Origin of the sequence: Paenibacillus curdlanolyticus YK9, assembly GCF_000179615.1 — a bacterium.
Taxonomy (GTDB): Bacteria; Bacillota; Bacilli; order Paenibacillales; family Paenibacillaceae; genus Paenibacillus_T; species Paenibacillus_T curdlanolyticus.
Map to the genome: position 1 here is coordinate 287,835 of NZ_AEDD01000005.1, position 24,560 is coordinate 312,394.

The window sequence follows — 24,560 nt, forward strand, 5'->3', positions numbered from 1 at the left end:
GGCACCTTTGAATAGGTGCCCTGATTTTCGTCAATAGAATTTTCCAGCCAAGGCACCCAATCGTGTGCTTTTCGATTTCGCTCTATAGATGATTCGCTGAACCGTACCATAAATAAAGAGAAATTTAGATAGGTTGAAGAGATCGACTTCTCACGGTTTGAATACCATTAGCAGAATCGAGATGAAAACGGCAAGATTAGCGACCACTTCTAGCCAGGCGGAGCGTCTACGACTCAGTCGGTACACCTCAGGCAGATTATCGCCCTGCGTCTGCAGCAGCAGCTTTAGCTGCTGTTTGATGCCGGCAGGAAGAAGTCCAGCGAAGATGACCAAAATGACCAAGAAGATGACAATTGAAGCCACATACCACCGCTCTCGAAACAAATAGGTTTCCTGAAAGCCAATCGCAAGACCCGTAAGAAGCAGTAGCGTGCCACCGAGTTTCGGCAGGATCGCCGTCTTCTCCAGCAATGAAAGCGCGAATTTGGCCTGACCCACTGTCCGGGCGCTGCTCATGATTATGGGATAGCAGATGACTGCGGCTACGGCTGTTATTGCGGAAAGGATATGGATGAACAACAGGTAATTATACATGTTTGTCCCCTACTTTGTTGTTGTTTTGGTTTTCTGTTCTTCTCGATACAACATCCAACCTACAACCAGCCCATATACGGCAGAAACGATATGAATCCAAGAAGGTGTTTTGTCCGCTGCTTTCGTTAATACCAAAACTGCATCTATTATAGGCATCGCAATTGAAGTTAACATACCAACAAGTAATGCTTTTCTCATACGAAGGATCATCAAGACTAACAGGAAGATGCCAATAAACAGATCACGATCTGCTTTTATATACACAAGATTTTTATCGGCAGTGTCATGCAGCGGTATGCCAAATTCTCGAATCGCAGCTTCTGGCTGGATAAAGCCTCTTACTCCTAAAAACAGCATCAACAGTGTAATAACACCGACTAACCAAAATGTTACTGACTTTGGTCCCCAAATCGATTTACTCATTTGATTATCTCCTTTTTCTGTAAGATCGGAGAAGATTGGATATGGTCAATAGCGGACAGTTGTACCAATGGGATTTCTCCAGATCCGAATGTGCCAAGATCATCAAGATTCTTACACTCATCCCTCCTTGCCCTTAAAGTGAGGTTACACACCCCCAATTATTGAGTCAGATTATGTTTTTGAAAAGTACGCTTTTTATTCATACTTAGTTTTGAAAAGCGTACGAAAGCATACGGCACAACTAAAGCAAGAGCTTTCAAAGTAAAAGGACCCTACTTCACTTTACAGTGTAGTTTGGGCCCTTTTGCATGCATCGATATCTTACTCTAAATTATCGTTCGCCGGAGGCGTCGGATCGTTCTGCTGCGGAGTAATCACTGTTACCGGCTTTGCCCGGCGTTTGCGGCGTTTAATATAGAAGATGATTAGACCTACGATAATAATAATCGGCAGTATCGGAAGCAGGAAGGCAGCGATAATGACAAGCGCTCTACCGAGCGTGACGATCATATCGGCACTCTTGTGCAGCGCGTTGCTGGCTTTCGTCATTAAGCCCTTCTTCTCATCGAGATCCATCTCGGAGCCGTCTTGGCCGCTGAGAGTCTGGTACATCTCGATGTTGATTGTCGAGTAGTCGACGTTCTGGTCGATGAAGCGCATTCTGCCCTTAATCTGTTCGATTTCTTCTTGGACTTTGGCGAGTTCGTTGGAGAAGGCAACGAGATCCTTGGAGTTCGCAGCGTTCTCCATGAAGGAGAGCAACCGCTTCTCTGCGACCTCCTTGGCCTTGAGACGCGCCGTGAGGTCTGCATATTCTTCAGTGACGTCCTCGCCTTTGATGCTCTTGTCGAGCTTTTTGTCGGGGAGCTTGTTGATCGCATCGATGAACGTATTAAAGCCCTTGGCCGGCACCTTGATGGAGAACGAACCACTTAAGCGATCGGACGATGCATTCTCTGTGGAGGAGAGCAAATAACCGCCGGACTTGGTAATGAGCTGATCAATGGCATTGCGTGTACCAGCAAAATCTTTGACTTGCATGTGAAGGTCGGCCGTATAAATGACCTGTCGATGAAACTCTGCCTGTGCAGCCGTATCAGCTATTCCGCTGGCTGTCTGGTCCACGGATGGTACTTCCGTATTCGCGCGAGCCGCTTCGTCTTTTTGTGCTAAGGCGTAGCCATCGGATGTATCAGTAGCTGTCGTGGCGGCATTCTCATTCGATGATTCCTCGGACTTGGCATCATCACCGCTTCCGCAGGCGGCAAGGCTTGCTGCAAGCATAATAACCATAAGCCATACTCCGATAAACGATGTGATCCTTCTTTTCTCTTTTTTCATTTGGATCCCCCTATAGTTATATTGAATGTGAAAGATTCTAGCTGCTAACCATTCAGACGCATCCGCTTTGCCAAAGTTGCATAATTCTCATAGTTTTGCCAAAGTCGAGGAGTAGGTTCTTGAAAAAATGTTTCTGACATGTAGAAATCGTTAGACGCTAAACGACTTTAATATATGACAGATCATCACCGACCCAAAATTCCATTCAAAAAAATAAGGAGGGCTTTTTAATGATTAGATTCTTAGTCCTATACACCCAGCCGAATGATATTGAGGCATTTGAGCACTATTACAGAGAGGTACACATTCCCTTGGCCAAAAAGCTTCCGGGTCTCCGTCGTTATTCGATAAGTCGCAATACCGCACCGATTCGAGGTGGCATCACCTATTATCTCGTAGCCGAACTGCAATGGGACAGTATGGATGACATGAAAGAAGCATTTCAGTCACCAGAAGGGAAAGCATCAGCCGAAGATGCTGCCCACCTTGCAAGATTGAGTCCAGGCATGCACAGCATGATATACGAACTTGAAGAGATATTTTAAAACCCCCAGTCGCACAGGGAATAAATGTCGTTGATTAAGGGGGCTGAACATGCTAAAAGTGTAGTAGAAGCAGAGACATGTACTTTATAACCATAGTGAGGTTTAGGATATGAATAATCATTTTTGGCGTGATTTGCCGAGGCCGTTTTTTGTGCTGGCCCCGATGGAGGATGTGACGGATGTTGTTTTTCGTCATGTCGTGAGTGAAGCGGCAAGACCGGATGTTTTTTTCACCGAGTTTACGAACACGGAGAGCTATTGCCATCCTGATGGGCACCAAAGCGTGCGCGGACGGCTGGCCTTCACAGAGGATGAGCAGCCGATCGTCGCGCACATATGGGGCGACAAGCCAGAATACTTCCGTCAGATGAGTATTGGTATGGCACAGCAAGGCTTTAAGGGAATCGATATCAATATGGGCTGTCCTGTAGCCAATGTAGCTCAGAATGGTCAAGGAAGCGGCCTCATCTGCCGTCCCGAGACTGCGGCAGCTATTATTCAGGCAACCAAAGCCGGGGGACTACCCGTAAGCGTGAAGACAAGGCTTGGTTTCGATGCTATAGAGGAATGGCGCGACTGGTTGACCCATATTCTGAAACAAGGGATTGCCAATCTGTCGATCCATTTACGAACAAGAGCTGAAATGAGTAAAGTGGACGCTCACTGGGAGCTAATTCCGGAAATCAAGAAGCTTCGCGATGAAGTAGCACCAGACACGCTGTTGACCATTAACGGAGATATTCCCGACCGTCAGACTGGTTTAAAGCTTGCTGAGCAATACGGTGTAGATGGAATTATGATCGGACGCGGTATTTTCAATAATCCATTTGCCTTTGAGAAGGAGCCAAGGGAACATGGCAGTGAGGAGCTGCTTAGCCTGCTGCGGCTGCATCTGGACCTCCACGATCATTATTCAGCATTAGAACTCCGACCGTTTAAGCACATCACTCGTTTCTTTAAAATCTATGTCCGCGGGTTTCGCGGGGCAAGTGAATTAAGAAATAACTTAATGAATACAAAGTCAACAAATGAGGTACGCGCAATGCTTGATGAATTTATTAGCCAGCATCAGGGTGAGGTGGATCGATAATGGCACGTTGGGCGCGCAGGAATGGAGACCGAGATTCCACGCACCACAAAATGAAATAATGAAGGGCCATCCTGCGAAGGATGGCCCTTTAACTTACCGTTACGACGATTAAGCCGCGTTAGACCCGTCTATGCCGTACATTTACAAGCAAGATGCTGGAGACGATAAGCGCCATTCCCACGATAAGGTTCACCGTCAAATGCTCATTCAGGAACAAAATGCTGCAGACGATGGAGACGACCGGGATAAGGAATGTGTAAGAGCCGACCTTCGATGCCTCGCCTGAACCGATTAGCTTGAAGTATGTGAGCCAACCAAGCGCAATGACGAACACGGAGATGAACAGCGTATCGTACAAGAAAGCTGCCGTCCAGCGCACCTCAGACCAGCTCTCGACGGTCGAGCCGTAAGCCGTCATGACGATGCCTCCAATCATGATCTGCATAGCGGTCATCCACAGCGAATCGACTTTGTCCGCCTGCCGTTTGATATAAACTGTGCCAAGCGCCCAGCTTAGTGCGGAGCCCAAGGCGAGCAGAATGCCCAAGATGGAGGTGCCGCCCTCCAATCCGCCGATGCTCATCGCGGCGACTCCGCCGAAGCCGAGCAGTAAGCCGACCATTTTCCGCGTGTACATCCCCTCTCCCAGCCACATCCAAGCGAACAATCCGAGCAGCACAGGCTGGAGGAACACGATCGCAGAGAACAGGCCAGCCGGCATGTATTGGAGGCCAACGGTTTGGAAGCCGTAGTAGAATACGATGCTCAATAATGCGGAGAACACATAATACAGCCATGTTTCTCGAAGCCGAAGCTGCTTCCAGCGCGGCAGCGCAATAAGAATAAGCAGTGCTCCTCCGATTAGGGTGCGAAGTCCGGCAAACAGAATCGGCGGCGTGAACGCGAGAGCATATTTGGATAAAGGCCAGTTAATCCCCCACATTAGAATGAGAAAGACCAAGTAGAATAACGTTTGCTTACGCGATAATGCTGTCTCTGACATATAACGAATCTCTCCTTGTGAGAAGCCTTATCCGAATGATACACTATATGCCAACATGATTAAAATGAATGTTTTTCATAGGGGGCATATCACTAACGTTATGACATATACACAGATCAAGCTGTTCGTAAAGATTGCAGAGCTGGCTAGCTTTACAAAAGCCGGCCTCGAGCTCAATATGACGCAGCCTGCGGTCAGCCGAGCAATCTCCTCGCTAGAATCGGAGTTAGACATCCCTCTGCTGCTGCGCGACCGCCGTGGCGTACAATTGACTGAAGCGGGTGAGCGAATCGTCGTGCTTTTCCGTGAGATTCTTGGCACCTTCGCCAAGGTCGATCAAGTCGTCGCCGATGAGAAAGGGCTTCAAGTCGGCACAATCCGCGTCGGAGCCTTTCCCGTGGCCGCTGCTCACTTCCTGCCTCGTATTATTAGCGCCATTGCCAGGCAGCATCCGAACATCGTATTCGAGCTGCAAGAAGGAAGCATCGACGAGCTGAGAAACTGGCTGGAGACACGAGTGATCGACGTGGCGTTGCTCATTCCGCCGGACGGCGATTGGGATACGATTCCGCTCTATCGGGAGAAAATGTTCGCAGTACTGCGAGAGGATCACCCGCTGAGCCATCTGCCCATTGTCTCTGTCAAACAGCTCTCGACGGAGCCATTCATCACTTGTAAAGCCGGCTATGAGCCGCCAATTATGGACCTATTCGAGCGAGCGGGAGCCCACCAGCAATCAAAGTACATCGTTCAGAGCGTCAGCATGGCTCTCCATATGGCAGAGGAAGGTCTCGGCTTCCCCATTCTATCCGAGCTTGCGCTGAAGTCGCTCCCTACAGGGCTCGTGAAGCGTGAGCTTGAACCGAATGCCTATCGCGATATTCGGCTTGCGGTTCCATCAATCGACGAGGCATCTCACGCGGTCAAATTGTTCATTCGGACGACGCTCGAGCTGTTTCCGCCGCCGCCGAGTGACCTGACTTAACAATCCCCGTCTGCCGCAATGACGTTAATCGAGTCGTACAAATGAAATTTTGAAGGGCACCCGATTCGGGTGCCCTTATTTTCGCCTTTGAGATGTACGTGGAGCCCTACTACAAGCAGGGCAAAACTTGTAGCCTGGTCCGTGCTAGGGTAACGCCACGGATTACAGCAAGATTTGGAAAGTACGTCGCACAAACCTATGATATCTTGAAATCATCAGCTCCGAAGGGAACAGCGCTATTCCTCATCGGAATCGATGGGCAGTTTTTTGATAGGAGCGAAGATATGATAGGTTGAACCAAGGTCGTGAACGTCGTCAAAACGTTGGATCAACTCGATGTGGGAATCGTCCGTTTCCTGTCGGGAGATTTTCAGGAACCGCGCATAATCCGTCTTCAGGACATCGCCGATCTCGAGGAGATCGCCGGAATAGGTGAACTTGGCGCAAAAGAGCTGGGGAACGTCCACTGTGAAATAAAAGGGCTTCTCGATCCGGATATCCTGCTGAATTCCGCACAGGACATTGAACCGGGTGGAGTCGGGTTGGCAATTCGAATAGACGACGTAACAAGGGCCTTGAACGGAAGCGTCGACTTCTTGCAGGAGCATGTTTGAGTGTGACCGAATCGTCGTCTCATAGTCTGACGCCAAATCGACCTCGAAGACGATCCCGCTAAGCCGGATGGGTGCGAATTCCGTCAGGGTAAAATCGGCCACCACGTCGCCATTGATGTTTTTGATGGGCCTTCGCACGATCGATGGAATCGGAACGGGAAGAAGGCTCGGATGACTCGTTCTTAGCGAGCTTGGCGCGATGCCGTATTGGCGATTGAACGCGCGAGTAAACGAGGAAGGCGTGCCGAAGTCAAGCTGGTAGGCGATATCGGTCAGGGATAATCGGCCGGCACGAATGAGCGACAAAGAAGCGTTCAGCCTTCGGGAGAGGACGTATTGATTCAACGAACAACCCATCATGGCTGAGAAAAGTCGATGGAAGTAAAACTTGGACATATGGGAGGCATTCGCCACGACATCCAGCGATAAAGGCTGGTCCAGACGGTCCTCGATAAAAATTAAAGCTTGCTCGATAACATCATAATGGTTCATTAGGCATCTCCAATCGAATAAGGAGGTTAGAGAAATGACACAAGACAGAAGGAACGGCATTGTCACCGGAATCTTCTATATTCTAGCCGCGGCTGCTTCCATTATTGCCGTTCTGTGTTACGCTCCCGTGTTGAACGATCAATGGTACTTGGCCGTAACCAATCAGCGCCAAACAGAGGTGTTAATCGGTGTCTTGAATGATCTCTTGCTCGTCATATCAGCGGTGGGGACGGCAATCATGCTGTTTCCTTATCTTCGTCGCTGGAACGAGCATCTGGCCCTTGGCTATCTGTGCTTCCGATTCATGGAGGCCGTATTCATTGCCATTGGGGTGGTGAGCATATTGGGATTATTGCAGCTCAGTACTCACTATGAAGCAAGCGGGGGAAGCAATCAAGCGAATCTTCTCGAGATCGGGTACCTGCTGCAGGGGACCCATCGTTGGACGCAGATGCTGGGACCTAACTTTATGCTTGGAGTCAATACGACCTTGTATAGCTATCTGCTATTTCGGACGCGGCTGGTGCCAAGACCGTTAGCACTGTTCGGAATGGTGACGGCGGTGCTCGTATTCACGGCGGGGCTGCTAGAGATGTTCGGTGCGTTCGAGCCTTATTCGGCAGCTAAAGGATTCTTGGCCCTGCCCGTGGGCGTATATGAGATGAGCTTGGCCGTCTGGCTGATTGTGAAGGGATTTAGCACACGTAATAAAGCAGGGAGCATGACGATTGTGCAGAATGAAGCGGACTAGCGTAATTCCGAACGCTAGTCCGTTTCTTTTTGTTCATTCGTCTCCTTTTTGAGCTGCTTACGCTCCACATGGGCCGCTCCCCATTGATGCAAGGCTTCCAGAACCGGAGACAGGCTCATGCCGTATTCCGTGATGGAGTATTCCACTTTCGGCGGGATCTGTGGATAAATGACTCGATTAACGAGCTCTTCTTCCTCCAATTCGCGCAGATGGAGCGTAAGCATCCGTTGCGTGATGCCGGGCAGCAATCTTCGTAGCTCATTGAACCGCAGAGGCTTGCCTTGAAGCAAATGATAAAGGATAATCGGCTTCCACTTGCCGACGATCGAATCCAGCGCCGCAACGAATTGACATTGGAGAGGTTTCTTTTGCATTCGGTGGCCTCCATTACAGTACCTTTTTTCATACCATACCACATTATTGTGCCTACTTTAAATAAGTAAGTTCATATTATATGATCAGTCTTGAAAGTGCACGTCATTTAATTACAGAAGGGAAGTTTTGATTGATGGCAACTGTACTGTACATCACCGCCCATCCCCTTGACCCTCAAGAGTCTTTTAGCCTCGCGGTCGGTAAAGGATTTATTGAAGCGTACCGTGAAGCTAATCCAACAGATGAAGTTGTTCATCTGGATCTGTACAAAGAGAATATTCCGCAATTCGATGCAGATGTTTTGCGTGGTTGGGAAAAGCTTCGGTCGGGTTCGTCTTTCGATCAACTGTCCGAAGCCGAGCAATCAAAAGTAGCTCGGCTTGACGCGATTGTCGATCAATACGTGGCTGCCGATAAGTACGTGTATGTTTCCCCCATGTGGAACTTCTCGATCCCGCCGGTTTTGAAAGCATACACGGATGCGACTTCCATTCCAGGAAAGACGTTCAAATATACCCAGAATGGTCCTGTAGGTCTGTTGTCCGGTAAGAAAGCTTTGCACATTCAAGCTAGCGGTTCCGTTTATTCGGAAGGTCCTCTTGCTGAACTTGAAATGGGATACCGTTATCTGAAAAAGATTTTGCAGTTCTATGGGATTCCATCGATGGAGGCTATTTTTGCCGAAGGAACGGCATCATCAGAGCGAGCTCCAGCCATTAAAGAAGAGGCAATTGCGCATGCCAAGGAAGTTGCCAAACGTTTCTAATCTCATAACTTGTCGATTGACGGCGGGCAACTGCCTGACTAATTACGTTATAATCATTGAAAAGGCACCCGATCGGGTGCCTTTTGATTTCGGGCTATAGCTGATACGATGCTTAGTAAAAGTGGAGGAGTAACGTTATTTTGAATCTTGACGCAGAGATAGGAGATGCCCTTTGCGGCGGGCAAAAATCAGCATAGGGACGGCGATCAACAAACTAAGAATTACGGGAATGATCGATGCTTCAAGGCCGAATTTTCCTCCAGTGAGAAGGGCCGGGCCCGTAACCTCGACCGTGAAAAGTCCGGGGGAGGGATGGCCTGAGACGGGAATCCCTAAGAGACCCTCTACTGTATTCCATAAGAAGTGGAGGCCAATGATAAACCAAACATTGCGCCGCCAAAGGAAGGCTGCACCGAGCAATACACCAGCTTCAATGGCAATAGAGAGGCCTCCCCAAACTGTAGCTCCCGGGTTGCCTAGATGAGCGATGCCAAAGAAGAGGGATGTTAGGATCAGTGCAAGGAAGCTTCCGCCCATCTTTTCAATGGCTTGAAAGGCAAGCCCCCGAAAGATCAATTCTTCTACGAAGGCAGCGCCGAGTGATGTGGTGATAATAGGCCAAACGACAGAGCTGGCGTTTTCGGGTGACCACTTGAATGAATATCCATCACACAATACGATGAGGGCCGTTGAGACGATGATAAAGATAAGGCCTACGGCAGCGCCGAATATAACTTCCGATACCGCACGCCGTTGGAATAGAAGTTCCGGAACTGAACGCCGCGCCAGAAATTTCATCGCAAGCCAGTAGATAACGATGGCAACGGCGCTTCCGATAAGTGTCAGTATGAGGGACCCTAGTGCTTCTACATCTTTGGATAACAAGCTGAATGTCACGTTGGCGAGGGTGACCCCAAGTGCGCCCACGAGCATCCAGATGAGGGGAAATTGGAAGAACGAAACAAACGTGGATGTTCTCTTCCCGCTAAGCGCTTCATTGTCGGGTGTATTCGTCTTTCTCATTATTAGCGATCACTCCTCTTCTCCTGACTGGATATCGATTTACGTTCCGATATTGCAGGTTACAATCAACGATACTTCAAAAAAGTCATACGTCAGTAGTACCGTTTCGTCATATCTTGGTCATATGACTTTAGCAAAATAAAAGCCGGCACCTGTTACGGTGTCGGCTTTGCATTGTTTAAGAATCTAAAATCCCTGTTTCCCTAGCCTTATAGGCAGCTTCTCTTCTGCCTTTTACATTCATTTTCGAATAAATATTCGAGATGTAATTTTTAACCGTACCTTCACTCAGATATAAGGCCTTAGCGATATCCTGATTGCGCAGGCCTAACGCCAACTTGTGAAGAACTTCGACTTCGCGGGCGCTAAGTCCGAATTCATTGTTTTTCTCAAGCAATTCGGGCCCGCTTTTAAGCATGCTTTTAATCATTTTGTCGGCCATCTCTGGCGAGATGAGTGTGCCTCCCGTGTGAACCACCCGTATGCCGGCTATAAGGTTTTTGGGATGGATGGCCTTGAGTAGGAAGCCCTCCGCTCCATGGCTTAACGCTGCCAGCACATATTCAACCTCTTTATACGAAGTTAGAATAATGATTTTCGTTAATGGGAATCGAGGTTTGATCTTCTCTGTAGCAACAACGCCATCCATAATGGGCATATTTATATCCATGAGAATGATGTCCGGTTGGAAATTTTCACAATAGTCGATAGCTTCCTCACCGTTCTTGGCCAATCCCACAACCTCGATATCGTCTTCCATCTCTAGTACAATTTTTAGGCTTTCAAGGATCAATTCCTGATCATCGACGATGAGCACTTTCATTTTGGGCATACAACGTATCTCCCTTCAGTGGTATTTCGCATCTGACTTCAACGCCAGTGACCGCCAAGTCGGAGATTGAAAAGGTGCCCCCCAGCAACTCAATCCGATTCTTCATTGTTGTCAGGCCGAACCCATACGGTATCTTACCCAGCGGTTTTCCATTATTTCGAATGAAAACTCGTAAAGTTGATGGAGTAAAGCGAATATCCAGCTCAATTTCCTTTGCCTTGCCATGCTTTAGTGCATTCGTGAAAGACTCTTGTATCACTCGTAGTACCGATTGTCGCGCATCAAAAGGAAAGGTCTGTTCTATTCCCTTCAGCGTAAGACGAATGACCGTTCCGGTATATTCTTGAAAGTTGCTGACAAGCCTTTCGGCGTGGTGCACTAGACTTATATTTTCTTCCTCGCCCATCCTGTGTACAATGTCCCTCATATTATCCAAGTTTTGTTCGGTCAGTCCTCTTATGCTAATTAACTTTTCCTTAGCTAAATTTGGGTCTCCATCTAGAAGTGCAATAGCAGCATCAAGACTCATAATAAGGGAAATAAAAGAGTGTCCTAATGTGTCATGCATCTCCCTGGACATCCGGTTTCGTTCCTCCAGCAGCGTCATCCTTTCGATTTCGGCAGCGTATTGGGTTAACAATTTATTTTGTTCATCGATTTCTTTCGCTAGTTTATTTTTCTCATGATAGGCTTTGGCAATGAAGCTGACCCAAATCCCGATAAAAGCGAATAGAAAGTTATCTGAGCTTGAACCGAGCGCCACGTCCCATGAAACGTTCCCAAATAACATGCTGGTAAAGGGCAGCAATAAGAGTGCCGGTAAAGTCCAGACCGTCTTTCTGGTCAATAAATAACCGATTGTAAGACTCGGAATAAGATAGTCGACACTCCCCAGCTGATCGGCCTGCATGAACAATTTAATATAGTAGGATCCCCCTAGCAATAGCTCAAGCAAGATGAACCATTCCTTGTTCTTTCTTAGCTGCGGAAACCAGAATAAAGGCGGAATAATAAGGGCCGCTAAGAGCCAAACGACGTTCACGAGCAATCGAAGCGAATAGTCATTCTCCATTAAAATATGAAACAGCAGCAAAGCATAATTATAGGACCGGAGCCCAAATATCCCCCAGTCCATCAGGTTAAAAACTTTTTTCATAGCGATATCCTTCCTTACTCAAGCATAATGGATGGTTTTCCTTGATTATACAATAGATACGGCACACGCCGTAGAAAGCTTGGATCACTTGCGGATCAGACAGACTCTAACATCGACTCCAACGAACCCATTTTAATATGTGCAACTTGCACGCATTAACCAATCCATGCTATATTTTATTATGTGCATGATGCACATATTCTTCAATGGAAGAAGGTTGCTAACGATGAAAGCAGCAATCGTAAAAGAAAAAGGAACGAATCCCGTCGTTGGTCAGTATGAAGCTCCCGTGGCAACGGAGGGGCAAGTGCTCATTAACGTATCGGCAGCTGCCTTGAGCCGGGTTAGTAAATATCGTTCAATGGGTATGCATTACTCTTCAGCAGCTCATTTCCCACTGGTGGCGGGCATCGATGGCGTTGGAACATTGCAAGATGGATCTCGCGTGTACTTCGTGCTGCCTACCCCGCCTTTCGGCAGCTTGGCTGAGCAGGCGATCGTCAACGAAAAGTTCACAATACGCTTACCCGATGGCATTGATGATAGGACTGCTGCTGCGATCGCTAATCCCGCTAGTTCTTCATGGGCAGCATTGCTCTTCCGCGCTCGCTTCAAGGCGGGCCAAACGGTCTTAATTAATGGTGCTACCGGCGTCTCTGGCAGCTTAGCCGTCCAAATTGCCAAAGCTCTAGGCGCCCATAAAGTGATCGTAACCGGGCGTGACGAAGCGAAGCTGCGGGCACTTCAAGCCGATGAGGCAGTTGCATTCAATATGACCGTCGATAACGGCGCGAAACGGTTTGAAAGCGCCCTGATGCCTGCCATTGCCGAAGGCGTCGATGTTGTATTGGATTATCTATGGGGTGACAGCGCGGTAGCGATCATGCTGGCTCTTGCCAAGTCGAATACGGAACGAGTGACGCGTTTTGTAACGATCGGCACCTCATCTGGCCAAGAAGATATTGTGCTGCCGTCCGCCATTCTCCGCTCGTCCGCGATTGAACTTGTAGGCAGCGGAGATAAGAGCGTGTCCAAAGTCGATATGCTGTCCGCAATTAAAGAATCATTCGAACTGGCTGCAAGGGGTAAGCTAAGGATCGATACGAAGGAGTACGCTTTAGAGGATATTGAAGAGGCTTGGAACGCCCCATTGATGCCAAGGCCCGTTGTAAGGATGTCGGATACAGATGGAAAATGAAATTTTCAAGGCGTTGTTAGATCTGGTCTCCCTACTTAACCGGCCGGATCGTGATAAGAAAATGATCGCAAACGCCGGCGTTAATCTAGAGCCGACAACCTTCCGCGTCTTCGGGGGGGTTGTCCACCTCCAACCAACCAGCGTTGGGGATTTGGCTGCTATGATGGGCAAGAATTATTCCAGTGTTAGTCGGCAAATCGATAAGCTGGAGACCGCCGGGCTGGTTCATACGTATGCTTCGAGCGCAGATTCGCGTATCCGCATCTCTGAATTAACGCCATACGGGGAAGAGGTTTATGCGAAGATTAGCGATACTCGCGAACGTATTATGCAGGAGGCTTTGTCAGATTGGTCGCAAGAGGACAGACAGGAATTGCTGTATAAGCTGCGTCGACTGTTCGACTCGATGCTTAAGATCGACTAGCGTTCTTTATTAACTACGGAAAGCAACCCCCTTCCTGTTAGCGAGAAGGGGGTTGCTTTCATTTTGCGAGCGCCGGGTCGGGGTCCACCGTCTCTTAATGCTGTCGTGCGGCAGGGGGGCGTTTCTCTGGCTCCGCCAATGCACAGGGCGCGTTATCGATATGTGTAACGCCTGGTTTTAATTTGAGCGCAAGAAAATCAACAATCTGTTGCAGGGAAGCGATTTGATTTTCAATTGTTTTTTTATGTTCTTCCATCAAAGCGAATAGCTCTGGATATGCGCGCAAATCATCGCCTTGAGAAAGCTGAAGATAGGGCTTCATGCTTTCTAAGGACATTCCTGTTTTTTTAAAGCAGGCAATCATCCTCATTGTTTCCACATCGTCCAAGTGATAGATGCGATGACTGTTTTGTTTCCTCTTCGCACGAGGCAACAGACCAATTTTCTCGTAGTAACGAATGGTATCCTCTGTTAGTCCAGATTGGGTGGCTGTCTCTTTAATAGAGAATGTTAACGGTTCGCTCATAGCTTCAACCTCCTTTAACCTATCCAACATCATTGTATAACTTGGAGTCATCTCCAAGTCAATACTTGCGTTGCCCCGCTTGACTTGGAGTCGGCTTCAACTTGTAGACTGAGCGAATAAAATAAAAACCAAACGGTACAATGGCGGAGGGATCAAGATGAAAAATAAAAGTGGTTTAACAGCGCTCATTACGGGTGCAAGCAATGGGATAGGGCTTGAATTGACTCGCAAATTGCTGTCCGAAGATTGGCATGTCATAGGACTAAACCGTTCGAAATTTCCTGCAGAAGACGAAGTTATCCAACAGGCGATGCGCGACAAAAGGCTTCGGGAATACCAAGCGGATTTGACAGACTTCGAGCAACTGAAGCAGGCACTGAATACGATTAAAGCTAAAGAAGCAAAAATCGATGTTTTATTCAATAACGCTGGCGGAAGCTTATCGGAAATACGTTACTCCAAACAAAATCGCGAGATGCATTTCGAGCTGCAGACGGTTGCACCGTATATTATATTTATGGAATTAAAGGAGCTTTTGCACAACGGATCGCTTAGAACTGTCGTCAATACATCAACCAACGCTTTTGCCACACTCAAAGCATTTGATCCGGAAACGTTGGAGCGTCCGAGTACGTTCAAAAAGTTGTTCGGGCCGTACGCTGCCACAAAGCTTGCGCTTTCGTTATGGACACGAGAAATGGCTTCGCTTGCCGAACTGGATGGCATAATAATTAGGAGTGCAGACCCTGGCGGGAACAACACCATACGTAAAGGTAACAGTGCGGGGCTGCCCTTTTATTTAAAACCTTTTATAAAATTATTTTTTCCGCCCCCTAGTAAAGGAGCGGCCCTGCTCTATGATGCAGCACTGGGTCAACATCGCGGATTAAATGGGGTTTTCTTTATGAAAGGAAAAGTTGTCGAGTTGAAGTTTATTGATCAAGGACGTCGTGTGCTAGAAAAAGTTGATGCGATTTATAAGCAGGATTATAAAAACCTCGCTTAGCAATACCCACTGGAACGCTTGTTTACAAGATGGAAATGCTGCAATATAATGGTGTGAAACCGTTTGCACAAATCGCTTGAAACGGAGCTGATGCCGTTGAAATTTTCCATTCGATCCTTCGTACCTCTCCTTACCTATACGTGTCTCATTATAGGTGGGTGCGCTGCACAAAACAGCACATTTCCTTATAGCTCCAAGGAGCCGATGCCAGTACCTGTTCTTTTTGCGCCAGATCTCATTTCTACCAAGCAAGCAGAGGAATGGTCTTTTTCCTTTACGCCGGATGGCACGACCATCTATTTTCAACGCGGGGACTATGAGAAATATACCATCTATGAATCTCATTATAAGAATAAAAAATGGGGCACGCCGCAAAAATCTAAGCTCGCACCAGAAACACTTTCTCAGGATGGGGATACATTCATAACGCGAGATGGCAGCAAAATATTTTTTGCCTCCAATCGCTCCACTAGCGGCACGAAGCAAGATAATGATATATGGATGGCAACGCGAAGCGGCGATCACTGGGGAGAGCCCTCTCCGCTAGGCGAACCTATCAATAGCGGCTTTCAGGAGTGGTTGCCTTCAGTTGCCTCCAATGGCAACTTGTATTTCCAATCCGATCGACCTGGTGGTACTGGTCAGATTGATCTGTATGTATCCAAATGGAAGGACGGCAAATATACAGAGCCTGAGTCGCTTGGAACCGAGATTAATACGAGCGAAAACGACGAGTCTCCCTATATAGCCCCGGATGAAAGTTACCTTATATTTGCCCGCGGTGGAAGTACGTTGTACATTAGTCTTCGCCATGGCGATAAATGGAGCACTCCTCAGCCAATTAAGTTGCCAGGGGACACTGGGACCATCAAGTACAGCCCTAACGTCAGCCCGGACAGCAAATATTTGTTCTATACGAGCAACAAAGCAGGTACGGCAGATGTTTATCAGATCGATTTTAATATCGATGATTACAAGGGTTAACAAATTTGATGTGACGATGGCCATCCGGCAAAAGGATGGCCATTAAATTACCGTATAGACAATGGCAGAATATTTTTATTGATTTTGACAAAGGAAAGCGGTACGTTGGAAAGTATGTCTCACCACGTTCTCTCTGGGTAACTTGGTTTATATTCTACAAACCATCTAATGATAATCACATTTTCGTTATAAAGAAAGGTAATACGATGATAAAAGTTGAACACCTATCCTTCTCATTTCCACAAAAAGAACTGTATAACGACATTTCATTCACGCTAGAGGAAGCGCAACATTGCGCTTTTATAGGAACGAGCGGCAGTGGGAAAAGTACATTGATCGATATACTGATGGATCCAGAAAGCTATCTGTTCGACGGCAAGTTGGAGATGGACCCCGATTGCACAATTGGATATGTCAGTCAGTTCCCAGAACTAGACAACACGAAAGAAACCACGGTTTTTGAATATATAGGAGAACGATTTATAAAGGTTCAAAACGACATTCAATCGATTTGCACGGAAATGGAAACGTCATTGGATATAGAACCGTTATTGGAAAAGTATCAATTAGCTTTAGACGCATTGGAAGCAATGGGCGGGGAAGATTTTGAAAGCAACATTCATAAGCAGCTAAATCTAGCAAACCTGATGAAGCGAAGGGACTCTAAGGTATCGGACCTGAGCGGCGGGGAATTCAAACTTGTTCAAGTGATGAAGGAAATGCTTAATCGTCCCGATCTTATGATTATGGACGAACCGGATGTTTTCTTAGATTTTGAAAACCTTAACGCACTTAAAAAGCTTATTAATTCCCACAAAGGAATGCTGCTCGTTGTTACGCATAACCGCTATCTGTTGAATCATTGTTTTAACAAAATTATTCATCTTGAAAACACGGAGATTCAAGAGTTTGACGGGCGATATATGGAGTATAACTTCTCATTGCTTCAGACCAAAATCGAGCTGCAAGAGCTCGCAGTCGCAGAGCATGAAGAGATTGAGCGAAACGAGACCATCATCAATAACCTTAGAGCGATCGCCACTTATAATTCGGAAGCATCGAGAGGTAGAGCGTTAAAGGCTAGAGTTAGATTTCAAGAAAGATTGGAAGCGCGGAGAATTAAAGCGCCATTCGTTGACATTAAGCAGCCGAAGATCAGGTTTGGCATTGATAATGAAATGGAAGACTCCACTGTTGTAAGTGTCAATCAGTATAGGGTTGCCTTTGATGAGCTGCTTTTGGACAATGTTAACTTCGAGATCAAATCTACGGATAAAGTAGCTATTATCGGTGCGAACGGTACCGGGAAAACGACGTTGCTCCGAGAAATTGTTAAAAATAATCATGATGCAATTGAAATCAATGCTGATGCCAAAGTGGCTTATTTATCTCAGCTTCAAGGTGAAGTGCTGAAGGATTCTAATACAATTCTAGAAGAATTCATCGATGCAGGGTTTAAAACGTATGATGAAATCAGATCGTATCTTTCTAGTTATGGTTTTGAAGGAGAAATGGTTAGTCAAAAGATAGAGTCGTTATCTGGCGGAGAAAAAAATATGCTTCAATTGGCCAAAGTTGCTGCCAGTAACGCAAACGTATTGCTTCTTGATGAACCGACAAGCCATTTGGATACCTATACCCAAATCGCACTGGAGAACGCCATTAAAGATTATAAAGGCGCAATTCTCATGATATCGCATGATTTCTATTCGGTTGTAAATGGTATGGATTATGTTCTAATTATCGAAGATAAGACGATTCGAAAAATGAGCATGCAAAAATTTAAACGGATGATTTATGCTAGCCATTTTGATAAAGACTATCTGGAAACGGAACAAAAGAAAAAATCAGTTGAAATGAAAATAGAATTGGCTTTAAAGGATACGAATTTTGAACTTGCAAAAGGTTTGGTTGATGAGTTAGAAGCGCTGATTGGGTTGCTTTAGATAACGGAGCGACCGCTTCTTGGATAAGCCTCTATTCCGAAGGTGGGAATAGAGGCTTTATGAGTTTACAACTGAATATCCTCTACACGCTCTAAAAGATGGCCGAGTGTAGTTGCTTCAGTTCGCTCCAGAGGATCAAATTTGCTCAATTCCCCAAAATTTAAGCCAGTCATAGACTCAATCAGGGATACTTTGACTTGGAACGTCCGGAAAGCTCCGAATGGTTCAGCTTCCAAATTGCGAATTAACTCTTTTTGTGAAACTAAATAAGCGGTGGCTGAAGTTTCACCATTATCCTTAACCATAACGGCAACTTTCCAATACTCCTCCGGAATTTTTATACCACGATAGACAATGTCATTCTCGCGGAATACAGGGCCGTTAAATACAGTTGCTTTCATCTTATTGTTATCCGTGTGATGCAGAATGTAATCCTCTAGTCCGAGCCACAGCTCCGGATTTTGGTTGAATCGCTCATGCTGAGGGGAGCAATTCGTGAAATGGAAGGTATCATCGTTGGCTGTGGCCGCGTCTGGGCCCCATATTGGGTCTCTTCTCCGTACCAAATGACCTCGATCAAACGGGTTTTGCTGATATAGTTCATTTCCGACTTGATACTTTCGATCAATCCGGGGATCATATCTCCAATTATCACTACGGCCAACATCTTTCAATTGTTTGCCATCAATATTTACAACCGTATAAAAAGCCAATCTTCTAGACTTACTCATCACAATCGAGAAATGCGTATAATTCAAAATACTGCCGTTTCCGTTGTTTAGCTCCGCTACATCTGCTTTCAGATCTGACCGAAGGGTGGGGTGCGCAATGGTATTACGCTCTCCGAGGAATTGCGGATCGTATCCAGTCATAGCCTCAAAGCGCTCGATGTCAAAATCTTCTGCCACTACCGATTCATCGTTGTCGATAGGTTGGGTGGCAAAAGCGATTTCCTCGCCAAGCCCTTGAAGAAGCGTTTGCTGCTTTGTGCTCAATGTAGGTTTTTTCTGTTCGATATCATTCAAAATAGAGCTAATACGAACACCTTCATTGGCAATAAATTGGCCATCATGGTTAGGATCAGGAACACCCGAATGATGGAGGGCAATGACCTGCCACTGATCGTTGAAAACGGTTGAGCCAGAAGAGCCCGGCTCCGTATCGGCCGAATAATGAATAAAGTGATCCAGCATGTCGGTGATTTTATTTTCCCTTATGACAACTGCTTTGTAGTCGCCTTTTGGGTGCTGAATGATGGAAACATATTCGCCAAGAAGCGCTTTTCCGGTTTGTTTGATGAGTGGAAGATAGCCAAACTCTTGGATTCTTGCACCCGATATGGATATTGGTTGCACGGCAACGAGCGTAAAGTCAAGGTCCTGATTGGTTATAAACAATTCATTGGGTTGAAAACGGAATTCTTGCACAACCCGCGCATTGAACTGAAGGTCTAGTTCGTAATTGAATTGCGCGCTGCTTCGTAAAGCTGTTTCCGTGTTCGGAAATACGTGATTGTTCGTTAGAAGCAGGGTTGGGGCGACAAGAAAGCCAGTGCCATATCCTATGCTGCGCCCGCTGTCATCCTTAATTACGATGCGGCAGATCGACTTCGCAACTTGAAGGCCTTTTTCTAAATAATGTATCGGAAAAATGTCACTAAGGCCAAGAACGCGTTCAAGTGCAAGATTGTCATGGGTATCAAGCATTGCTTTCCTTGAAGCAACTCTTTCCGGGGTGTCGACTTCAAATGGCGTTTTTGATTGCAGTTTCAGCAAATTTTTTTCCCTTGAGGCTACTCTTGCCATAAAACGCTGTAAGGATAATTCTTGCTGTTGAGCGATTAAGGAACTGGTATTCGTTTGCGTTCGTTCTAACGTTAAAATAGACAAATTTTCGCCCTCCAGCTGGGTTTTTGTTTTTAGACCCAACTACTATTTACGGAATAAATCATATTTATCAAATTGAAAGCGAATGCATGGCTTTACAATAATCACCTCTCATAAATTGAGGATTTAAGTTCATGCTAACGCGAGTAGTTTGGCAAATAAAAGGAGGCTTTTTTTATTTATGTCCACTCCAGTGGCTCAAAGCAAACTAGAACGAACTAACGAAGAGTTGGTAGAGGAGTTGAGAAGGAGAGGCAAGGCGAATGTGTTAAATGACGCAACTTCAACCTTGTTCGAGGCTTCCTCCCTTGGCGACGTTCCGACAGATGAAATCATTCGTACGCTTCAGAATCGCTGGGAGGCTATATACGGAAAAGACAATCGTCAGGATTTGTTTGAAATTACGGATAGGGAGATTGTGCGACAAGCCGATGCGGTTGCTGCATTTTTTGAGGAAAGTAGTGTCATTGACAACGGAGACGGCACCTCCACACTTCGCACCGTGTCGTATGGGGAACAAAATGGGTTATGTGAGGACGAAAGGTTTTACAAACAACCAATTGGTGCATTTTGCAGCGGTTTTCTGATGGCGCCTCAGGTTATTGCAACGGCTGGTCATTGCGTTGCGGATTCAGATATAACGCAAATAAGAGTTGTTTTTGGATTTCGGATGAAAAGTGCTACAGAGGCTGTTACACGTCTTCCTAATAGCGAAATTTATCGCGTGAGCTCAGTCATCGCCCAGAAGCTTACGAATGGAGCAGCCGATTGGGCTCTACTCAAGCTAGACCGTCCCGTAGTCAATCATGAGCCAGTGACAATTCGCAAGCAGGGCAAGGTTGAAAATAAAGCCAAACTACATCTTATTGGTTACCCAGCTGGACTACCCATTAAAGTAGCAGGTGACGCCGAAGTCTTGCTGAATCAAAAGCCGACTCACTTTGCTGCTTCGTTAGATGCCTTTCATGGAAACTCTGGATCGCCAGTGTTCAACAGCAGCACCAATGAGGTTGAAGGAATTTTAGTTCGTGGAGAAGTTGACTTTGTTTCAAACGGTAGCTGTAATGTAGCTAATGTCTGCACTACTGCATGCAAAGGAGAGGACTGTACGCGAACTACAGAGTTTTCGGAGCACCTCTCTCGTCTCCTGTGAAATCCCGTAAATACTTAAAGTTAGCCCTCCAGTTCAGAAGCTGGGGGGCTAATTTTTCGCCGATAGACATCTTAGGGTCCAACTAACCTGTATAAGTTGGCGGCCTCCCTAAGCGCTCCTCCCAGATCACGCGCAGCTCATTAGGAATCCGTTCAAACTCAACCCCTTTGCCCAAAAACAAAAGCCAATCCACATAATAGGCTAGCGTCTCTACGTCGGTCACATCAAGTTGAACACTGAAAGTACCGCTCGACTGAAACATCCCAGTAAAAGATAATAAAATCCCCGGCGGGTGCATGCGTTTAAAGCGCTGAATCCCAATCTTATCAAGCCTCACAACAAGATTGGCCGCACGTGCGCCAAGCCGTTTCTTGTTTAAGATCTCTTCCTCTGACCATTTCAGCTCCTCCTTAGAAATGGCCGAATCCCTAAGCATATCAACAGGCAAATAACGAAACTCATCCGTACCAAAATCATAAACCTCGGCTAGCCACTGTGCGTTCGAATTGAAAATATGCAGTAAATAAACGTCCATCAGCTGCGTCCAGCCGGGGCCCATTTCATAAGTCAAACGCAGGTGCTTATCCCGTACAGCATGCGATATGAGCTGGTTCAGCTCTGCAGGCGCCGCATCATCGAGCTCCAGTAGATTCGGATTAGCGGGATTCGTATTTTCAAAAAGCAAGATGCTATTCAGCTCGATCAGCTCGTCTTGCTGGGTTTGCGATGCGATGCCGATGAGTTTCTCCGTGATGGAACGACGATTGTGCAGATAAGGCAGCTGCGAATTTTTGGAGGCGATAAAGCTGATAAATATCGCTTTCAGCTCATCTGGTGTGAAGCGGACGGAGGGCAAATACTGATTTTGCAGGACGTTGTAACCACCGCCGCGTCCAAGCGCGGTCGTCAGCGGAAAGCCCAACGCCTGAATTTCATCTATGTCTCGGATCGCCGTCGCGCGGGATATTTTGAACTCACGCTGAATCTCGGCAATCGTAAAATGCGCCCGGTTGTTGATGTAGCGCATGATCAAGTTCACTCGTTCTGTTTTTTTCATGGTTTCGGTGTGAAAACCTCCTCCATTGCTGGCATTTTTTGATTCAAATAAAAGGTATCATTTTTTGATACATTCAGCAAATAGAATCAATCTTGTAAAGAACAAAACCACAAGGGAGAGAACATTAATGACTAACTATTCCATCAAAACGATCGCGGAAAACTACAAAATGACGGCTTTCGGTGTCCCATTCGAAGACTTTAACGACTGGGCGGGCAATGCAGCCAAAACAGCGGCGAGAAAAGCGGAAATCACGGAGAATGGCAAGCTTGCTGAGCTTCTCGCTCTCGCCGACGGGACAGAATATCAAATCAACTATGTACTGGATGGCAAAGCTTGGCGCGGCTTCGGCGTGATGGGTGAGTTCGTCGTGGAAGGTGCGATCGTCCTCGATTTCCTCGCTGGCGACTACATCGTTGTGCCTGGCACAGGCGCTGACAAAGACCGGCTTGCAGATGAAATTACAGGCAAGGTTTTCAGTGGTATGATGAATGAGATTACAGATTACAAATACGTTGGTCCTGGTAACGCAACGTTCGTTAAAGCAGCAGACAACGGTGGATTCTACGGTGAAATGTGGCTTCGCGCCAAAAAAGTTGAAGGCTAAATAAATAGCAGGATCTCTCAGCAGTTAAATTTGAATAAAGGAGCGCTCACATGGCAGAATACACACTGGAACAAAAAAAATCATTTACATTGACCGGTTATGGTTTCTCTATTCAGTCGAACTTTCAAGATATGGCGGCCCTGCAAAAGGAAAAAGCGGAGTTTTGGGGCGGACTAAAGGCCGACGGGCGATTTGCTAAGCTCAAAGGCGCCGCAAAAAACGATCGCGAATGGTCGGTGAACGAGGTTTATCAAGGAAAACCGTGGAACTATTTTGCTGTAGAATCTGGGAAAACAGTGGCTGACGCAACGCGCATCATCGAGTTTCCAGAGAGCGAGTACATCGTAGTCGGAGGAAATGGCGACAAGGAAACGTTATTTGATGAGTTGACATACCGCGCTTTTGGTGAAGTTTTGTCTCAAAATACGGACTATGCGTACATCGGCGGTCCCAACGCAACTTTTCGTAAAGATAACGGCGACGGCACTTTCTACGGCGAATTTTGGGTACCTGTTGTTAAAAAATAATAAATATGACTGCATAATAGGTCAGATATAGAAGGGCACCCGAACCGGGTGCCCTTGATTTTGTCCTATAGAGGAGCAGCGATGAAACAAGTCGTTTTTATGTTGACGAATCAGGGACAATAGAATTACAATTCAGATAGAATCGAAACCGGTTTCGAAATATTCGAAAAAAAAGGAGGTGATTTGTTGGTTACGATCTACGATATCGCGAAACAAACGGGACTATCCCCGACCACCATCTCCAAGGTGCTCAATAACTATCATGACGTCAGCGAGAAGACGAAGGGGAGGGTGCTGCAGGCCGCCAAGGAAATGGGGTACCTGCCGAACTCCAGCGCGCGAACATTGACGACGAAGCGCTCCTGGACCTTGGGGATTCTGTTCATGGAATCCACGGGCATGGGCATCCGCCATCCCTTTTTCAATGCCGTCATTGAAAGCTTCAAGAGCGAAGCGGAGTCGAGAGGCTACGACTTGATGTTTATCTCGAAGGACATCGGAGGCAAGGAAACCAGTTATCTGGAACATTGCCGCTACCGTTCCGTGGACGGCGTCATTGTGATTCTGTTGGATCCGCGGAACCCGGACATGCAGGAGCTATTGGATAGCGATATTCCCTGCGTGCTGTTGGATTGCGAATCGACGAAGGCCGGCACCGTTTATTCCGACAATTTGAATGGCGGTTACCAGGCGATTCAATACCTGTACAGCCTGGGGCACCGGAAGATCGCCCATATCTCTGGCGGGAGCTATTACTTCGCCGGACAAAAACGGCAGCTCGGTTACGAGCTGGCTTTGCAAAGGCTGAAGCTGAATAAGCGGCCGGACTATATCATCGAGGGCGGCAATTACACGATGGAGAGCGGTTATGAGGCGATGCTAGAGCTGTTGGCGTTGGAGGACCCTCCTACGGCGGTGTTCGCAGCCGGCGACAATCTTGCGATCGGGGCGCTGAAAGCACTGAAGGAGAAGGGGCTGCGCGTGCCCGACGACATGTCGATCATCGGCTTTGACGATATTGAGCTAGCAAGCCATGTAACTCCGGCGATGACGACGATTCGTCAGGATACCAGGCTTCTCGGGACGAAGGCGGCGGAAATACTGATCGAGTCCATCGAGTCCGTTCGGGCAACAGTGAATATTGTGCTGCCCGTGGAGCTAGTTATTCGAGAGTCCTGCAAGGAGTTATGAATTTGGAGTGGGAAGGTTAACAGCCTTCTTTTTCGAAAAATCGAAACCGGTTTCGATTTTGCTAA

General features: G+C 46.9%; 26 protein-coding genes. 14 read left to right on the top strand and 12 right to left on the bottom strand.

Going from position 1 to position 24,560, the window contains the following annotated elements:
- Window positions 1-150: 150 nt before the first annotated feature.
- From PAECUDRAFT_RS11510 to PAECUDRAFT_RS11520, 3 genes are all read right to left on the bottom strand, one after another.
- Window positions 151-594: a DUF2269 family protein gene (locus PAECUDRAFT_RS11510; protein ID WP_006038272.1), complete on the bottom strand. Its 444-nt coding sequence runs from the start codon at window positions 592-594 to the stop codon at window positions 151-153.
- A gap of 9 nt (window positions 595-603) precedes the next feature.
- On the bottom strand, window positions 604-1,017 hold the full coding sequence (locus PAECUDRAFT_RS11515; protein ID WP_006038273.1) for a DUF4267 domain-containing protein: 414 nt from the start codon (window positions 1,015-1,017) through the stop codon (window positions 604-606).
- 321 nt (window positions 1,018-1,338) lie between these two features.
- Window positions 1,339-2,358, bottom strand: a complete 1,020-nt coding sequence (locus PAECUDRAFT_RS11520) for a DUF4349 domain-containing protein (RefSeq protein WP_006038274.1) — start codon at window positions 2,356-2,358, stop codon at window positions 1,339-1,341.
- Between the two features lie 230 nt (window positions 2,359-2,588).
- On the opposite strand from PAECUDRAFT_RS11520, the gene PAECUDRAFT_RS11525 reads away from it, so the two are divergent.
- Window positions 2,589-2,903: an EthD family reductase gene (locus PAECUDRAFT_RS11525; RefSeq protein ID WP_006038275.1), complete on the top strand. Its 315-nt coding sequence runs from the start codon at window positions 2,589-2,591 to the stop codon at window positions 2,901-2,903.
- Window positions 2,904-3,012: 109 nt separating this feature from the next.
- The gene (locus tag PAECUDRAFT_RS11530; RefSeq protein ID WP_006038276.1) at window positions 3,013-3,993 is read left to right on the top strand and encodes a tRNA dihydrouridine synthase; all 981 of its coding nucleotides are present in this window, start codon (window positions 3,013-3,015) and stop codon (window positions 3,991-3,993) included.
- A 118-nt stretch (window positions 3,994-4,111) separates the two neighbouring features.
- On the opposite strand, the gene PAECUDRAFT_RS11535 is transcribed toward PAECUDRAFT_RS11530, so the two are convergent.
- Entirely contained in the window at window positions 4,112-4,996 is an 885-nt protein-coding gene (locus PAECUDRAFT_RS11535; RefSeq protein WP_006038277.1) for a DMT family transporter, read from the bottom strand.
- A gap of 100 nt (window positions 4,997-5,096) precedes the next feature.
- Here PAECUDRAFT_RS11535 and PAECUDRAFT_RS11540 point away from each other — a divergent pair, with 100 nt between their 5' ends.
- Window positions 5,097-5,981, top strand: a complete 885-nt coding sequence (locus PAECUDRAFT_RS11540) for a LysR family transcriptional regulator (RefSeq protein WP_040712167.1) — start codon at window positions 5,097-5,099, stop codon at window positions 5,979-5,981.
- A gap of 236 nt (window positions 5,982-6,217) precedes the next feature.
- Here PAECUDRAFT_RS11540 and PAECUDRAFT_RS11545 read toward each other — a convergent pair whose 3' ends face one another.
- Entirely contained in the window at window positions 6,218-7,087 is an 870-nt protein-coding gene (locus PAECUDRAFT_RS11545) for a helix-turn-helix transcriptional regulator (RefSeq protein ID WP_006038279.1), read from the bottom strand.
- Between the two features lie 34 nt (window positions 7,088-7,121).
- Between PAECUDRAFT_RS11545 and PAECUDRAFT_RS11550 the strand changes: the two genes are divergently transcribed.
- On the top strand, window positions 7,122-7,838 hold the full coding sequence (locus tag PAECUDRAFT_RS11550; protein ID WP_006038280.1) for a DUF4386 domain-containing protein: 717 nt from the start codon (window positions 7,122-7,124) through the stop codon (window positions 7,836-7,838).
- A gap of 14 nt (window positions 7,839-7,852) precedes the next feature.
- On the opposite strand, the gene PAECUDRAFT_RS11555 is transcribed toward PAECUDRAFT_RS11550, so the two are convergent.
- Entirely contained in the window at window positions 7,853-8,212 is a 360-nt protein-coding gene (locus tag PAECUDRAFT_RS11555; RefSeq protein WP_006038281.1) for a winged helix-turn-helix transcriptional regulator, read from the bottom strand.
- Window positions 8,213-8,346: 134 nt separating this feature from the next.
- Here PAECUDRAFT_RS11555 and PAECUDRAFT_RS11560 point away from each other — a divergent pair, with 134 nt between their 5' ends.
- On the top strand, window positions 8,347-8,979 hold the full coding sequence (locus PAECUDRAFT_RS11560) for an FMN-dependent NADH-azoreductase (protein WP_040712169.1): 633 nt from the start codon (window positions 8,347-8,349) through the stop codon (window positions 8,977-8,979).
- A 135-nt stretch (window positions 8,980-9,114) separates the two neighbouring features.
- Here PAECUDRAFT_RS11560 and PAECUDRAFT_RS11565 read toward each other — a convergent pair whose 3' ends face one another.
- The 3 genes from PAECUDRAFT_RS11565 to PAECUDRAFT_RS11575 form a co-directional block, all read right to left on the bottom strand.
- Window positions 9,115-10,002 carry a CPBP family intramembrane glutamic endopeptidase gene (locus PAECUDRAFT_RS11565; RefSeq protein WP_006038283.1) on the bottom strand — a complete coding sequence of 296 codons (888 nt, stop codon included), beginning with the start codon at window positions 10,000-10,002 and terminating at the stop codon, window positions 9,115-9,117.
- Window positions 10,003-10,180: 178 nt separating this feature from the next.
- Window positions 10,181-10,834, bottom strand: a complete 654-nt coding sequence (locus tag PAECUDRAFT_RS11570; protein ID WP_006038284.1) for a response regulator transcription factor — start codon at window positions 10,832-10,834, stop codon at window positions 10,181-10,183.
- Window positions 10,803-11,990, bottom strand: a complete 1,188-nt coding sequence (locus tag PAECUDRAFT_RS11575) for a sensor histidine kinase (RefSeq protein WP_006038285.1) — start codon at window positions 11,988-11,990, stop codon at window positions 10,803-10,805. The genes PAECUDRAFT_RS11570 and PAECUDRAFT_RS11575 overlap by 32 nt, the downstream gene beginning before the upstream one ends.
- Window positions 11,991-12,216: 226 nt before the next feature.
- On the opposite strand from PAECUDRAFT_RS11575, the gene PAECUDRAFT_RS11580 reads away from it, so the two are divergent.
- Together PAECUDRAFT_RS11580 and PAECUDRAFT_RS11585 are read left to right on the top strand one after the other, a co-directional pair.
- Window positions 12,217-13,188 carry a quinone oxidoreductase family protein gene (locus tag PAECUDRAFT_RS11580; RefSeq protein ID WP_006038286.1) on the top strand — a complete coding sequence of 324 codons (972 nt, stop codon included), beginning with the start codon at window positions 12,217-12,219 and terminating at the stop codon, window positions 13,186-13,188.
- Complete coding sequence (locus PAECUDRAFT_RS11585; protein ID WP_006038287.1) at window positions 13,178-13,612, top strand: MarR family winged helix-turn-helix transcriptional regulator; 435 nt, start codon at window positions 13,178-13,180, stop codon at window positions 13,610-13,612. The genes PAECUDRAFT_RS11580 and PAECUDRAFT_RS11585 overlap by 11 nt, the downstream gene beginning before the upstream one ends.
- 94 nt (window positions 13,613-13,706) lie before the next feature.
- On the opposite strand, the gene PAECUDRAFT_RS11590 is transcribed toward PAECUDRAFT_RS11585, so the two are convergent.
- Window positions 13,707-14,138, bottom strand: coding sequence for a MerR family transcriptional regulator (locus tag PAECUDRAFT_RS11590; RefSeq protein ID WP_006038288.1), 432 nt, complete (start codon window positions 14,136-14,138; stop codon window positions 13,707-13,709).
- 157 nt (window positions 14,139-14,295) lie between these two features.
- Between PAECUDRAFT_RS11590 and PAECUDRAFT_RS11595 the strand changes: the two genes are divergently transcribed.
- The 3 genes from PAECUDRAFT_RS11595 (at window position 14,296) to PAECUDRAFT_RS11605 (ending at window position 18,074) form a co-directional block, all read left to right on the top strand.
- Complete coding sequence (locus PAECUDRAFT_RS11595; protein ID WP_006038289.1) at window positions 14,296-15,144, top strand: SDR family NAD(P)-dependent oxidoreductase; 849 nt, start codon at window positions 14,296-14,298, stop codon at window positions 15,142-15,144.
- A 96-nt stretch (window positions 15,145-15,240) separates the two neighbouring features.
- Window positions 15,241-16,128: a TolB family protein gene (locus PAECUDRAFT_RS11600; RefSeq protein ID WP_006038290.1), complete on the top strand. Its 888-nt coding sequence runs from the start codon at window positions 15,241-15,243 to the stop codon at window positions 16,126-16,128.
- A 206-nt stretch (window positions 16,129-16,334) separates the two neighbouring features.
- Window positions 16,335-18,074, top strand: a complete 1,740-nt coding sequence (locus PAECUDRAFT_RS11605) for an ABC-F family ATP-binding cassette domain-containing protein (RefSeq protein WP_006038291.1) — start codon at window positions 16,335-16,337, stop codon at window positions 18,072-18,074.
- Window positions 18,075-18,139: 65 nt separating this feature from the next.
- Here PAECUDRAFT_RS11605 and PAECUDRAFT_RS11610 read toward each other — a convergent pair whose 3' ends face one another.
- On the bottom strand, window positions 18,140-19,963 hold the full coding sequence (locus tag PAECUDRAFT_RS11610; RefSeq protein WP_040712173.1) for a DNA/RNA non-specific endonuclease: 1,824 nt from the start codon (window positions 19,961-19,963) through the stop codon (window positions 18,140-18,142).
- Between the two features lie 178 nt (window positions 19,964-20,141).
- On the opposite strand from PAECUDRAFT_RS11610, the gene PAECUDRAFT_RS11615 reads away from it, so the two are divergent.
- Complete coding sequence (locus PAECUDRAFT_RS11615) at window positions 20,142-21,113, top strand: trypsin-like serine peptidase (protein ID WP_006038293.1); 972 nt, start codon at window positions 20,142-20,144, stop codon at window positions 21,111-21,113.
- An 82-nt stretch (window positions 21,114-21,195) separates the two neighbouring features.
- On the opposite strand, the gene PAECUDRAFT_RS11620 is transcribed toward PAECUDRAFT_RS11615, so the two are convergent.
- Window positions 21,196-22,170 (bottom strand): helix-turn-helix transcriptional regulator, encoded by a 975-nt coding sequence (locus PAECUDRAFT_RS11620; RefSeq protein ID WP_040712176.1) that lies wholly within the window; start codon window positions 22,168-22,170, stop codon window positions 21,196-21,198.
- A 127-nt stretch (window positions 22,171-22,297) separates the two neighbouring features.
- Here PAECUDRAFT_RS11620 and PAECUDRAFT_RS11625 point away from each other — a divergent pair, with 127 nt between their 5' ends.
- The 3 genes from PAECUDRAFT_RS11625 (at window position 22,298) to PAECUDRAFT_RS11635 (ending at window position 24,495) form a co-directional block, all read left to right on the top strand.
- The gene (locus PAECUDRAFT_RS11625) at window positions 22,298-22,777 is read left to right on the top strand and encodes a hypothetical protein (RefSeq protein WP_006038295.1); all 480 of its coding nucleotides are present in this window, start codon (window positions 22,298-22,300) and stop codon (window positions 22,775-22,777) included.
- Window positions 22,778-22,827: 50 nt separating this feature from the next.
- A complete protein-coding gene (locus tag PAECUDRAFT_RS11630; protein ID WP_006038296.1) occupies window positions 22,828-23,304 on the top strand; it encodes a GyrI-like domain-containing protein in 477 nt (158 codons plus the stop codon).
- Window positions 23,305-23,490: 186 nt separating this feature from the next.
- Window positions 23,491-24,495 (top strand): LacI family DNA-binding transcriptional regulator, encoded by a 1,005-nt coding sequence (locus PAECUDRAFT_RS11635; protein WP_006038297.1) that lies wholly within the window; start codon window positions 23,491-23,493, stop codon window positions 24,493-24,495.
- Window positions 24,496-24,560: the final 65 nt, after the last annotated feature.

Excerpts from the sequence above, each read along its gene's own strand:
- PAECUDRAFT_RS11540 (WP_040712167.1), top strand. The coding sequence starts at position 5,097 with ATGACATATACACAGATCAAGCTGTTCGTAAAGATTGCAGAGCTGGCT.
- PAECUDRAFT_RS11525 (WP_006038275.1), top strand. The coding sequence starts at position 2,589 with ATGATTAGATTCTTAGTCCTATACACCCAGCCGAATGATATTGAGGCA.
- PAECUDRAFT_RS11595 (WP_006038289.1), top strand. The coding sequence starts at position 14,296 with ATGAAAAATAAAAGTGGTTTAACAGCGCTCATTACGGGTGCAAGCAAT.
- PAECUDRAFT_RS11545 (WP_006038279.1), bottom strand. The coding sequence starts at position 7,087 with ATGAACCATTATGATGTTATCGAGCAAGCTTTAATTTTTATCGAGGAC.
- PAECUDRAFT_RS11565 (WP_006038283.1), bottom strand. The coding sequence starts at position 10,002 with ATGAGAAAGACGAATACACCCGACAATGAAGCGCTTAGCGGGAAGAGA.
- PAECUDRAFT_RS11615 (WP_006038293.1), top strand. The coding sequence starts at position 20,142 with ATGTCCACTCCAGTGGCTCAAAGCAAACTAGAACGAACTAACGAAGAG.
- PAECUDRAFT_RS11550 (WP_006038280.1), top strand. The coding sequence starts at position 7,122 with ATGACACAAGACAGAAGGAACGGCATTGTCACCGGAATCTTCTATATT.
- PAECUDRAFT_RS11605 (WP_006038291.1), top strand. The coding sequence starts at position 16,335 with ATGATAAAAGTTGAACACCTATCCTTCTCATTTCCACAAAAAGAACTG.
- PAECUDRAFT_RS11530 (WP_006038276.1), top strand. The coding sequence starts at position 3,013 with ATGAATAATCATTTTTGGCGTGATTTGCCGAGGCCGTTTTTTGTGCTG.
- PAECUDRAFT_RS11585 (WP_006038287.1), top strand. The coding sequence starts at position 13,178 with ATGGAAAATGAAATTTTCAAGGCGTTGTTAGATCTGGTCTCCCTACTT.
- PAECUDRAFT_RS11535 (WP_006038277.1), bottom strand. The coding sequence starts at position 4,996 with ATGTCAGAGACAGCATTATCGCGTAAGCAAACGTTATTCTACTTGGTC.
- PAECUDRAFT_RS11510 (WP_006038272.1), bottom strand. The coding sequence starts at position 594 with ATGTATAATTACCTGTTGTTCATCCATATCCTTTCCGCAATAACAGCC.
- PAECUDRAFT_RS11580 (WP_006038286.1), top strand. The coding sequence starts at position 12,217 with ATGAAAGCAGCAATCGTAAAAGAAAAAGGAACGAATCCCGTCGTTGGT.
- PAECUDRAFT_RS11515 (WP_006038273.1), bottom strand. The coding sequence starts at position 1,017 with ATGAGTAAATCGATTTGGGGACCAAAGTCAGTAACATTTTGGTTAGTC.
- PAECUDRAFT_RS11520 (WP_006038274.1), bottom strand. The coding sequence starts at position 2,358 with ATGAAAAAAGAGAAAAGAAGGATCACATCGTTTATCGGAGTATGGCTT.
- PAECUDRAFT_RS11630 (WP_006038296.1), top strand. The coding sequence starts at position 22,828 with ATGGCAGAATACACACTGGAACAAAAAAAATCATTTACATTGACCGGT.
- PAECUDRAFT_RS11590 (WP_006038288.1), bottom strand. The coding sequence starts at position 14,138 with ATGAGCGAACCGTTAACATTCTCTATTAAAGAGACAGCCACCCAATCT.
- PAECUDRAFT_RS11555 (WP_006038281.1), bottom strand. The coding sequence starts at position 8,212 with ATGCAAAAGAAACCTCTCCAATGTCAATTCGTTGCGGCGCTGGATTCG.
- PAECUDRAFT_RS11560 (WP_040712169.1), top strand. The coding sequence starts at position 8,347 with ATGGCAACTGTACTGTACATCACCGCCCATCCCCTTGACCCTCAAGAG.
- PAECUDRAFT_RS11625 (WP_006038295.1), top strand. The coding sequence starts at position 22,298 with ATGACTAACTATTCCATCAAAACGATCGCGGAAAACTACAAAATGACG.
- PAECUDRAFT_RS11570 (WP_006038284.1), bottom strand. The coding sequence starts at position 10,834 with ATGCCCAAAATGAAAGTGCTCATCGTCGATGATCAGGAATTGATCCTT.
- PAECUDRAFT_RS11620 (WP_040712176.1), bottom strand. The coding sequence starts at position 22,170 with ATGAAAAAAACAGAACGAGTGAACTTGATCATGCGCTACATCAACAAC.
- PAECUDRAFT_RS11575 (WP_006038285.1), bottom strand. The coding sequence starts at position 11,990 with ATGAAAAAAGTTTTTAACCTGATGGACTGGGGGATATTTGGGCTCCGG.